This is a genomic window from Hyphomicrobium sp. 2TAF46 (assembly GCF_052114865.1).
In the GTDB taxonomy this organism is placed as follows: Bacteria; Pseudomonadota; Alphaproteobacteria; order Rhizobiales; family Hyphomicrobiaceae; genus Hyphomicrobium_B.
Genome location: NZ_JBFRFO010000004.1, coordinates 419,333 through 432,086, shown reverse-complemented (window position 1 = coordinate 432,086; position 12,754 = coordinate 419,333). Strand labels below are relative to the sequence as shown.

2 protein-coding genes are annotated in these 12,754 nt (G+C 63.9%); one reads left to right on the top strand and one right to left on the bottom strand.

Annotation, left to right across the window (positions count from 1 at the left end; all coding sequences use genetic code 11):
* The first annotated feature begins 7 nt into the window (after positions 1–7).
* Positions 8–10,681, top strand: coding sequence for a filamentous haemagglutinin family protein (locus AB4Z24_RS11335; RefSeq protein WP_441708278.1), 10,674 nt, complete (start codon positions 8–10; stop codon positions 10,679–10,681).
* 842 nt (positions 10,682–11,523) lie between these two features.
* Here AB4Z24_RS11335 and AB4Z24_RS11330 read toward each other — a convergent pair.
* Positions 11,524–12,324, bottom strand: a complete 801-nt coding sequence (locus AB4Z24_RS11330; protein WP_441708277.1) for a hypothetical protein — start codon at positions 12,322–12,324, stop codon at positions 11,524–11,526.
* Positions 12,325–12,754 lie beyond the last annotated feature (430 nt).

The following is a 12,754-nucleotide window of genomic DNA, read 5'->3' as shown; positions in this document are numbered from 1 at the left end:
CGGCGACATGACGTTCTATGGCCTCGGCGAAGGCTTCGTGCGGTCGAACGACCGCTGGGGGGTGACGCAGGTCTGGAGCAGCCCGTTCGGCAAGGGCCGGGTGACGACGCGGTGGGAGGACGGCTACACGGTCGGCCGCGATGCCGGCCAGCTGATCCTGTCGACGCCGACGGCGGTGTTCGAGGGCAAGATCCTCGCCGACGTCGTGCAGGGCAGCCGTCAGCTCAACGCGCGCCCCGCCGGCGCCACCGACGGCTACAAGGTCGGACAGACCCAGGTCGCGAAAGCCGGGCAGCTTCTCGTCGGCGCCTACGGTGCGCTTGGCCGCATCGGCGCCTACACGAGCGACGTCGTGATCGGCGACATCGCCAACGTCACGGCGGGGCTCGATGCCTCGTCCGTACTTCCCTCCGGCCGCGCCGGCACGCTGTATCTCGATGCCGGCCATCTCAACGAGCAAAAGCTCGGCGGCCTCGACATCGCTACGCGCGGCGCGATCGCGATCGACAGCGACCTCACGCTTGCCGATGGCGGATCGCTTGATCTCGTTGCCCCCACCGTCAACATCAACGCCGATGTGACCGCACGCGCCGGCAGCGTCGCCGTCACCAATATTCTCAGGCCGGACGCCGCCATCCTTACGCCGATCGTTCTGACCGCGGCCGACGGCACGGCACAGCTCACGCTGCATGCCGGCGCAACCATCGACACGCGCGGGCTGTGGACCAATGCGGCGAACGCGCCCGGCGATCTTTCCGGCCTGGCCTTCATCAATGGAGGCAGCGTCAGCTTCAATTCCACCCAGGGCGCGACGATTACCGTCGGCAGCACCATCGACGTCTCCTCCGGCGCCGCCGTCCTGCCAAACGGCAAGACCACGGGAGGCAAGGGTGGGAGCGTCACTCTGGTCGCCGATGATCGTTCGGTTGGCGGTCGAAGTGTCGGTGGGCGCTTAGTCCTTGACGGACGGATCAACGGCTACGGCGCAAGTGGCGGCGGCAAGCTCGTGATCGGGAGCGGTCCGTCGATCGTGATCGGCGGCAAAGCGCTCGCCAATGACGGCGTGCTGGGCGCCGGCGAAAGGGCGCCCATCCCGCTGTTGCTGGCTGAAGAGATCATCATCCCCGCCGGCGGACGGATTCCATTCAACTACGATGAGACCATCACCGGGCTTGCGCCGGGCGATTTTGCACCAGTGCCGCTGAAGGTAGACGCAAACCAACAGAAGCCGCTCAAGGTGGGACCCGATGGCTGGACCGTCCCCGCCGGTACCAACTTCTACGACGTCAACTACACATACTTCGGCGCTGGTGCGCATGTCGCGCCAGGCACGCTGATCTTCCCCGGCGACGGCGTCAAGCTGCCGGCTGGTTTCACCTTCACAGCCGGCGAGTTTCCCAACGGCATTGTGGTGGCGGAGACCCGCGTCACGTTTACCGCCGGAGACGTGGCTTCAACACAATTGCGCTTTGCTGCCGGTACCACAATTCCCCTCGGAACCGTGGCGCCGCGGCCCCTAGCTGTCGCCCCTCTGACAGAACTCGGCACCGGTTTGTTCCAGACGGGATTTTCGAGCTACGACATCAATGGCCATCAGGGACTACTGGTCCAAGATCGCGCCGTCATCGATGTCAACATGCCCGTCTATCGCTTTGGTGCGGCGGCATGGAGCGCGCCGACCGGCTCCGATCCGGCGTCGGCCCTGGAGCTTTGGCTACCTCCGGTCACTCAGGACGATCCGGCAAAGCGTCAGATCGCGTGGCGGGCCGGTGCCGATCTTACGCTCCAGTCGAACCTCGATCTAAATAAAGGCGCGCTCGTCATCGGACGGGATGCGAACATCACCGTCGATCCGCGACGTGCGATTACGCTGCAGAGCCCGGGGCAGATCACCGTTGATGGACGGCTGACCGCGGCTGGCGGCCGCATCAACGTGATCCAGATGAACGTCGCGAGCACGAGCACCAGCTTTGCCAATCCCACACTGGGTGCACGGTCGATTTGGCTCGGCGAGACGGCGGTCCTCGACGTGGCGGGACGCGGCGCGTCGGCGCTCGACCGCGCTGGCGAGCGATATGGATTTGCGGACGCGGGCGGGAGCATCATGCTCGGCGCCATCACGGGCAACGAGGTCGGTGGAATCGCCTATGCCGGCAACAGCTTCGTCATCACGCGGCCGGGCGCGCGCCTGGATGCCTCCGGCACGAGCATTGTGATCGATGTGCCCAGTGCGGGGTTTGGCGCTTCGGGTGCAGCGCAGCCTCTCACCCTGGCGACGCCGGGTGGCACCATCGGGATCAACACGTTCAGCGGCTTCTATCTGGACGGCGAGATGACCGCCAAGGCCGGCGGCGAGGGCGCGGCTGGCGGAACGCTCAGCCTGGCGCTGGTCACGCCCCGCTATGCCGATCCCATCGATCAGCCGGCCCCCAATGAAGTGCGACGCCTGCGCATCCTTGAGGTCAGCGCGCAGGCGGGCGCGAGCGATCTTGCGACCGACCTTGCTCCAGGCTCCAGGGATTCGGCGCTGCTTTTCGGACACGCGCGGATCGGCGCTGACCAAGTTGCCGCCGGCGGTTTTGCCAATCTCAGCCTTTATGCCGACACCATCGCTTTCGACGGCGACGTGCGGCTCGCCGTGCCGCAGAGCTTGAAGCTCTCAGGTAATCTTGTTGCCAAGAATGGGAACGAGCGGGTCGATCTCGCCGCGCCCTATGTCACCTTCGGCGCTGTGTCCAATGTCGCCGTCAGTGGTGCGTTTGAGCCGCGTCCCGGAAGCATTATCGGCAAGATCGGCGCCGGATTAGGCACGGAGCCGAGCAGCGAGCCGACGAAGTCCGGCACGGCGCAATTGACGATCACGGCTGATCTCGTCGACCTCGCCGCCAAATCCGAACCGCTCAACATCGCCGTGACGCAGACGGACGGCGTGGCGCCGGTCGTCACCAACATTGCCGGATTCGATCGAATCAACGTGGTCAGCCGCGGAGACATACGGCTGGTCGGCGACAGCTATGGCAGCCACACGCTCGAACTCGATGCCGCGCAGATCTACCCGGTGAGCAACGCGAAGGTCATTCTGGCAGCGACTGATCTCGTCCGGTTCGGCCGCACTACGGCGGATACGCCGCCCGTCCCGTTCTCGGCGTTCGGCACGATGACGGTCTTTGCTACGGCTATCCAACAGGGTGGCGTGCTGCGCGCGCCGCTCGGCACAATCGCGCTCGGCGGCGCCAGCCAGTCGGGCGTACCCGACACTCAGCGACTCGATCTCCTGCCGGGCAGCATCACCTCGAGCAGCGGCGCGGGATTGACGATGCCTTATGGCGGGACCGTCGACGGCATCGTCTATCGCTACGACGGTGCCGAGGTCGGAGCCGCCTACAATGGAGTGGACGGGTTCGGCCGGCTGACCGGCGGTATCCGCCTATCCGGACCTGCGGTCTCGGTCGCCGCCGGTGCGCTGGTCGATCTGTCGGGCGGAGGTGATCTGCGTGGCTCCGGCTTCATCAGCGGTCGCGGCGGCTCTGTCGATGCGCTCCTTAACCCGTTGCGCGCCGCCAATCCGGGCAACAGCTACAGCAGTCTGAGCAGCCAGGTGTTTGCGATCGTGCCGAGTTCGACGGCAGAATACGCGCCCGTGGTGCCGGCGAGCCAGGGCAGCACGCCAATGATCGGCCAGCGCATCACGATCGGCGGCGGCGTGCCCGACCTTGCGGCAGGCACGTACACGCTGATGCCGGCGTCTTTTGCACTTCTGCCCGGTGCCTTCCGCGTGGAGATCGGCGCAAGCAATCCGTCCAATCTTGCGGGCGCCAGCTCGCTCGGGAGTGCTACCGCCATCGGTAACGGCTCCTGGACTGCGGCCGGTTATCTCGGCATCGCCAACACGTCCATTCGCGCGTCGTTGCCCAACCAGGTCATCATCACGCCCGGTGCAGTGGTGCGCAGCTACTCGCAATACAACGAGCAAGGCTATGCGAGCTTCATGCTCGCCGCGGCCGCGCGCAACGGCCAACCGCGGCCGAGCCTGCCGGTCGACGCCGGCGTGCTGCAACTTGTTCTCGCGAGTGACGCGTCGGCGGCCCGGACGGCGTTGTCCTTCGCCGGACAGGCTCTGTTCACGCCGGGCAACGGCGRCTACGGCGGCACAGTGAGTGTCGACGTCGACTACTACGCGCCCTGGGACCAGCCAAAGCAGGTCGAAATTCTTGGTGCCGACGCTGCGCCGACCGCAGGCTTCGTGTCGGTGCGTGCGGCCGATCTCAATGCGATCGGCGCCGCCAGGCTGTCGATCGGTGGTGGCCAGCAGCTCATCCTCGACTTAGGTAGTGTCCGCACCACCAGTTCCACCAATTCCGTGGTGGTGCGCAGCGGCGCGGTGCTGCGCGCGCCGGACGTCTTCATCGCGGCCGGCGCTGGCGGAATCCGCATCGAGGATGGCGCGCGTATCGACACGATCGGCGCGGGTGCCTCCATCGTGATGCCGCCCGCCGACGGCTTTGCTTATACAGCCAGTGGCAACATGATCGTCGTCTCCAACGGACGGATCGATGTGCAGCAAATGCAAGGTGGATATACGCTCGGCGGCATCACCATCGGCGCCGCCACGATCGCCACCGAAGGGACCCTCGGCTTCGCTGTCGAGCGCGGCACGCTGTCGATTGCCGATAACACGCGTTTCGGCGCGCGCTATCTTTCGCTCACCACGCCAAGCCTGAATATCGGCGACGAGGGCGCGATCGCCGCGGCCCGCGCCGCCGGTGTGCTGCCCGCCGGCCTCGTGCTCAACCAGACTGTGCTGGGGCGCCTGCTGGCAGGCAACGCGGTTGCTGGCGCGCCCAAGTTGGAAGGGTTGGTGCTTTCGGCGCTGGCGTCGGTCAACTTCTACGGAGCGGTGAACCTCTCCACAATCGACTCCGCGGCGGGACACTCCAGCCTGCGCTCGCTCATCCTCAACACGCCGGCGATCTATGGCCTCGGGTCAGCCGCCGAAAGTGCAACCCTGACGACCGGCAACTTGATCTGGAACGGCGTCAGCGATGGCGTACGCCGTGCGACGAACGCCACACCGCGCAGCGTCCCGCCCGGCGCTGTGATCGCGGGCGGAGCCGGCACCGGCCATGGTACGTTCAATATCGTCGCCGATCAGGTGCTGTTCGGCTATGCTGATGGAACCCAGCCGGATAGCCAGCTCACGCTGGACCGCCTGATGCTCGGCTTCTCCACCGTCAACATCACCGCGCACACGCAGATAACCGCGAACAATCGCAACACGATGTCGGTCTATGAAAGTCAGGGCGCCTACCAGCCCGGCGTCGGTTATGCCTATAGCGGCGGCAACCTGAACATGATGACGCCACTGCTCACCGGCGGGTCCGGCTCGGTGAACCGTATCACGGCGGGTGGCGCGCTTCGTGTCGCCGGCTCCGGCGACGTCGCCACGGCGCCGGCCACGACGTTCGGCGCCGAGATCGGTCTGAAAGCGGCGACGGTTGCGATTGCAAGCTCTGTTCTGCTGCCCAGCGGCAAGTTCACCGTCTCCGCGGGCGGCGACATCATTTTGACCGACGCCGCGCGTCTGGACCTGGCGGGACGGTCTGAGACCCTGATCGATGCCGTTCGCTACAGCTGGGGTGGTGACGTCAGTCTCGAGAGCGCGCACGGGAATATCACGCAGGCTGCCGGATCGACGATCGACCTCTCCGCAGTCAATAACCGCGCCGGAACGTTGTCGGTGACAGCGTTGGATGCCGCGGCCGGTCATGTCGACCTGGCCGGCACGATCAGCGCCGGAAGCTCCGGGCATTTCGATGCGGGCGGCACCAAGGTGCCGTTCAGCGCTGGCGGCATCGACGTGCGCGCGCAGACGCTGGACGATTTCGCGGCCCTCAACCGGCGGCTCACCGCCAGCGGCGTGGTCGGGTCGCGCAACTTCCAGATCAAGCAGGGCGATCTCATCGTCGGCGACGAGCTCGTCGCCAACAGCGTCAGCCTGTCGGTGGATGGCGGAAAACTCATCGTCAACGGGCGCATCGATGCGAGTGGCGAGCAGGTCGGCACCATCCGGCTAGCGGCGCGCGACGGGCTATTGCTTGGATCCGGCGCCGCGCTCGATGCACACGGCAACGTGCTGCGCGTCGACAGCTATGGCAAGCCGATCGATGCGCCCAATCGGGCCGTGGTCGAACTCACGACGACGCAGGGTCGGCTTCAGCTTACGCCGGGCGCAACGATCGACGTGCGCTCCGCCGATGCCGTCGCACGCGGCACGGTGGAGCTAAACGCGCCGCGGCTTGGCGGCGCGGGTGGCAGCGGCGATGGCGCCAACGACGTCGCGATCGACGCAACTGGTCCAGTGACGATCACGGGTGCACGCAGCGTTGCCGTCAACGGCTTCCGCACCTACCGGCCTGCCGACGGCATCGTCAACCAGGCCTTGATGGACACCGTGCACACCTCCAGCACATCGTTCATCGCGGCGGCGTTGCAAAACGCGGACCTGCAGGGCAGGCTCGCTGGCCTGCGCGTCTATGCCGATGCGTTTCATCTGCGGCCCGGTGTGGAGATCGCCAGTGCGGCGCCCAACGGCGACCTAACCGTCCCAGGCGACATCGATCTTTCGCGCTATCGCTACGACAGCCTCAACCAAAACACGTTGAAGACCGGCGTTTACGGCTCCGGCGAACCGGGCCGGCTGGTGATCCGCGCCGGCGGCAACCTGAATATCTTCGGCAATGTCAGCGACGGCTTTGGCGCTGCGCCCCAGCCGCTCGGGACAGGGGTCCAAGTCGCAAGGATGCTGTACAGCGGAACGCAGCCGTCCGGCAGTGATGTCGTCATTCCGCGCGACGGCGTGGTGCTGGCAGACGGCACGGTGTTTCCGCGCTTTAGCGTGCTGAATTACGATCTGCCCGTACGGCAATTTAGTTTGGGGGCAAACAACGTGCTGCCTGCGGACGCGCCGCTGAAGACGGCGCTTACCGTTCCGGCGGGGACCGTGCTGCGCGCGGACGTGCGCAATGCCGGCGGCGCCGTGATCTACGCGAAGGGCACGCTGCTGCCACAGAATACGGTTTTGCCCGTGGGGACCGTGCTTGGCGCCGGCAGCCTGTTCACTTCCGCCATTACCATAGGTCCAATGGTTTGGCCGAAGAACGTAGCTTTGCCGCTCGTCCTTACGCTCAACGGCGCCTTGACGCTGCCGGTCGGCGCTGTGGTGCCTGCCGCGACCACGGTCAAGTTGCCGGGCGGCGCGTCATCCGTGCGGCTGCGCGACAGCGCGCCAACCGACGGGATCTGGGCGGCTGCGCCGATGCTGCCGGCCGGATCGCAGTCGTGGTCTTTGCGCCTCGCGGCCGGCGCGGATATCGCCGCAGCTGACAGCCGGGCGCTGCGGCCGCGCAGCGCGAACGCCGGAAACCTGGTGCTCGCGGATTCCTCCGTTGTGGTGTCGGGCACGCAGATGCAATTCCCGCTGACGAGCGTTGTGCGCACCGGCACGGGCGATCTTGAGCTGCTGAGCGCTGCCGACCTGAAGGTGCGTACGGCTTACGGCATCTACACGGCAGGCGCGCAATCGCAGGCGATGCTCGCACCGGACGGCTCCAATCCTTACGACCTGCCGCGCGGACAGTTGGCCGGCGGCTCGATCCTCGGCAGCTATGGCCCAGCTTATGAGGGGCTGGTCGATGGCAGTGCGACCAGCGTCTATCACGCCTGGTACCCCGATGGCGGTGGCAACCTTCTTGTGACGGCGCAGGGTAACCTGACCGGCATGTCGATCAACCAGGGGAACAACCGGCCCCTGCAGTACAACGATCCCAGCAACTGGCTCTGGCGGCAGGGCGGAGACATCGCTGGCCAGCGCACCGCTTGGTGGATCAATTTCGGTACCCTTGCATTGCCGAAATCGCGCTATTCCGACGACGTGATGCCGGCGCTGACTGGATTTTCCGGTTTCGGCACGCTGGGCGGAGGCAACGTCACCGTGCAGGCGGGCGGCGATGCCGGGTTGCTTGCGAGCCAGGGATCGAACCAAGCGTCAAGCTCGACCGCGCTCGATATCGCGGTGGGGTCGACCGGGCGGATCGGAAGCGATGGCCAGTTGGTCCTCACCGGCGGCGGCGACATGCTGGTGAAGATCGGTGGCCAGCTCAATCCGTGGCAAACCATGCTGACAGCGTCTCGGACCAGAAGCGACTCCAGCGGCGCGCTCGTCAACGTTCGCGGCCTGATTGACGTGCGAGCCGGCACGATTGGTGGCGTCAATCTGAGTTACGGAATGAAGCTTGGGGCGGATCCCCGCTGGCCCGACTTATCGGTCGCCAACAAAGGCATCGGCTTCGGCGGACCGGTCGTCGTCCCGGGCGACTCCGTGGTCAATCTGTCGGCGCGCGGCGATCTCGTGCTATCGGGCGCCACGGACCCCGGCCGGCTGCTCCTGCCGAGTACCACGTCTTATGTCGCGGCCGGCAGCGGGCACCAGGGTGGCGGCAGGACCTGGTTCTCGCTATGGCGCGACGAAACGGCGATCAATCTGGTTTCGGCAGGCGGCAATCTGGTGCCGACCATGCAGTACGTTCTGGCGGAGTCCGGGAGCCTCGACGCGACGACCGACAGCATGTTCGTCTATCCGCCTACGCTGACGGCGCTTGCGACGAGCGGCAGCATCTATTACGGCGCCTATGATATCCAGCCGACAAATACGCCGCCGCAACTGGTGCTCGCGCCGTCGCCGCAGGGGCAGCTCGAGCTGCTGGCCGGCCGCTCGATCTATGCCAACGGCTACGCCATCGACATCTCCGGCGCCGACCAGAGCGCTCTGGCGACCCCGTTCAGGCCGGCGTTCAGCGGGTGGCAGCGCGGCGAGAGCAATCGCACCACCAACACCAATGGCAGCGGTACAGTACCGAATAATTTTGGTATTATAACGCCCGTCGGCAACGAGCTTTTTGCGTTCGGCCCCAACACCGCCAGCGACCTGCATCAGAACGATGGCACATCGGCGCTCATCTATGCCGCCGGCGGCGATATCGTCGGCTTCAAATCGGGCGAGGTGCTCGACTTTACGGCTGGCGGTGAGAGAGCGTCCTCGCGGACGTTGAGCGCGTGGTACGTGGCGGCCAAGCCAATGCGCATCATGGCGGCGCGCGACATCGTCAATCTCGGTACGCCGGTTGGCGGTTACGACCTTGCCACCTTCGACGGTGCATACGCCACCAGCAACCTGATCCTGCATGCCGGCAACAACGACTTCTCGGTGGTGTCGGCGGGACGGGACATCCTTTACGCCAACGTGCAGATCGTGGGTCCCGGCACGCTAGATGTGTTGGCGGGCCGCAACATCTATCAGGCCGACAAGGGTTCGATTACGTCGATCGGCGCAGTCGTCCCTGGCGATAATCGTCCTGGCGCGAGCATCTTCATGCAGGCCGGCGTCGGCGCGAGCGGGCCGGACTATGCGAAGCTGGCGTCGCTCTATCTCGATCCGGCGAACCTCGCGGTCACCGGTACGCCGCTCGCCGATCAGCCGGGCAAAGTGGCCAAGACCTACGAGAAGGAGCTCGCAGCGTGGCTGAAGGAGCGCTACGGCTTCGAGGCCGCCAGCGTTGACGAGCGCCGAGCGTACTTCGATGCGCTGGCCTCGGACCAGAAGAACATCTTCCTGCGGACGATCTACTTCGCGGAACTGCGCGAAGGCGGACGCGAGTACAACAACCCGGAGAGCTCGCGTTACGGTTCCTACCTGCGCGGCCGCAACGTCATCGCGGCACTGTTCCCGGACAAGGATGCCAACGGCAACCTCATCGTGCGCACCGGCGATATCACCATGTTCGGCGGCTCCAATATCCGAACGCTGGCCGGCGGCGACATTCAGCTCCTGGCGCCGGGAGGTCAGATCGTGCTCGGGGTCGACGGTGTGGTGCCGCCAGCTTCGGCCGGACTGATCACGCAAGGTGCAGGCAACATTCTTAGCTACTCGAAGGGAAGTCTGCTGCTCGGCCTGTCGCGCATCATGACCACCTATGGCGGAAGCATCCTGGCCTGGTCGGCGGAGGGCGACATCAACGCTGGCCGCGGCGCCAAGACGACGATCGTCTATACGCCGCCGAAGCGCGTGACCGACAACTACGGCAATGTCACGCTGTCGCCGCAGGCGCCGTCGTCGGGTGCCGGCATCGCGACCTTGAGTCCGATCCCGGGCATCGCGGCGGGTGATATCGATCTTATTGCACCGCTTGGCACCATCGACGCCGGTGAGGCCGGCGTTCGCTCATCGGGCAACGTCAACCTCGCGGCGCTACATATCGTCAACGCGGCCAATATCCAGGCGCAGGGCAACACCACCGGTGTGCCGCAGATCCAGGCGCCGAACATTGGCGGCCTGACGGAGGCCTCGAATGCCTCGGGGGCGGCGGCCAAGCAAGCGACCAACCCGGCCCAGTCAGGAGCTTCGGAGCAACCGTCGGTGATCATCGTCGAGGTCATCGGCTTCGGCGGCGGTGACGGGGAAAACACGCCGAGCGAGGAGGAGCGCAGGCGTAGAGCGCGTGGGCAGCAGCAGGGCAGCTATAATCCGAACAGCGCCTTCCAGGTGGTCGGTGCAGGCCACCTCACAGAAGAGCAGAAACAACAGCTAAGCGAGACCGAGCGGCGTGCGCTGCGCGGATCTCCATAGTCGTCGTCACGCACGGACGCGCCGCTACTGACGCATATGCGGCGATCGCAAATTTCTGATTGACAGTTGAGTATTGCTGGTAATCGGTCGACATCCGCACGTACTGAGCTGCCTTTTTCGTGCTGGTCGGGTCAAAGATTGAGTTCATGCTGAAGGCCAACAGATCAAGCACCGGTGATGCCAGTGATGCCACACGACGCGCGGGCACGGGACTCGACCCGTAACCCAAACATCTATTTGGTTCTGTCTCCTTGATGCAAAAAGAAAAGCCCCGGCGATCGGCGCTGGGCTCGTCAGAATTCGTGTTGAAGTAACGAGACAAAGTTGGCGTTGGGCGTGCCAGGCGCCTGGGCCGCTTGGTGCATTCGTCGCAGGTCGACTTGTTAGATGTCGCTGACTTGAAGTGCTCAGCGATCCTGAATGCAGCTAACTAAGCCTTGCTTCGCTCGGTGGTTGCTTGTTCGTCAGCTGAAAGACGATTGTGCCTTCCCGAGTGTGGTCAGCGGCGGTGCAGGTCGATCCACGCGAAACGACGGGTGCACGACAGCAAAAAGCCCGAACAAAATGCCGGGCGGTGCAAAAAAAACATCGTTTCGGGAAATGCGGTCGCGCGTATCTTATAAAAAACGAAGACTGTGTCGGCCGTTTTCGTCAAGGGGGCCTGCGCGAAAATCTGATATCATTTTTGTTGGCCAATTGTGGCGTAACGCTAGCCTCTACCAAATAGCTGCGCCGCAAACTAACATTACACTTGGGCCATTCAGTGGCGGCTTTGCGTATTCAAACTCAACGAATCTGATCCACGAAAGAGGAGTCGGTACTTAGATCCCATTCGTAGGCGCCTACTCCTGCGCGATGCGCTTGATGTCGTCGTACGATGCAATTTTGAAGACCTTGCTTCCCTTGATCAAATAAAGCCAATCAAGCTTGTCAGTCTGCGCCAAGTCTTCGGGCGTCACCGCGTAAAGCTCGTCGTTTAGGAGATCACGAAAGATTTGCGCCGTCTCTTTCTGCTGGTCGCCAAGATTTGTCCACATGCCCCGCTCGGGTAGATATTTTTCTGCGCTTCTCGTGAAGACGACATCGCGCAGAGCCTCGGGAGAAATATCATTCTTCTTGATGGCTTCGACCATCATTTCGACGAACCCGATCTGAACGAGGCCGCTGCAAATGAACTGATTGGGCGGCGTCCAATCCATGTCCCGAAACGTCTTCACCGTATCTTGTCTCGAGCTTACTTTTTCTTGGACACCAAACCAAAGTTGTTTTGCGACCTGGAATACCGTCCAGAAATCATAGCGCGCCTTGATCTTGTCGAGAAGCAAGCCGCGTACCCGAGCTTGGCGGTCGGAGTCGAACCACGGTTTCTCTTTGAGGCGTTTTATTGCGATATAACCGACGCCAGAATTGTGCACGTAATCGGAGAGCTTCGTTAGGTCGACGCCTGCGGTTCCTGCCTCGATAACGAAAGTATTGGATAAGCCATCGTCGTATGGCGGAGCTGCATACACGAGCGCGGCATGTGAGAATTGCGAATTCGTGGCCCAGCGTATGACTAGAGCTGGAAGATCATTTATGCGCCTCTCAAGCATGACATCGGCTTTGCGAAGATACGGGCCCGCAAGAAAAGCATCGACGTCCATCGGCCAATCGACTTGAGGAGAAGATGTTGAGGCTATAGTCGGAAGTGACGAAGTCTCGCGTTCGGTCTGAAGGCGGAAAGGTGGATCAGGCGATATCGCGATCGCTGCTGAAAAGACGATGATACTTAATCCGAGACGGCAAAGTCGCGAGAACATCGATGCCTCCTTCGAGCCATGCGCTGTTACCGCGACGAACGGCTGCTCAGCAAGAAGTTGGCGGTCCGCTCAAATGTTACGGAGCATAGCTGTGGTGTTGAGGTTACGCTGCAAAGCGTGAAGACTGAGCACGGCGTGCCGGAGCATTTCGGGACTTTGGCAAAACGCCTGACCTCACCGACGAGAACGAAGCGCAAATGCCCGCGCCAACCGCCGACACCGACATGCTGGCGCCGCTGCCAGCAAAGCTCGCTTCTTTGGCGGTGATGGTGCT

Bases quoted from the DNA above. Each gene is read 5' to 3' on its own strand.
- AB4Z24_RS11330 (WP_441708277.1), bottom strand. From the start codon at position 12,324: ATGGACGTCGATGCTTTTCTTGCGGGCCCGTATCTTCGCAAAGCCGAT.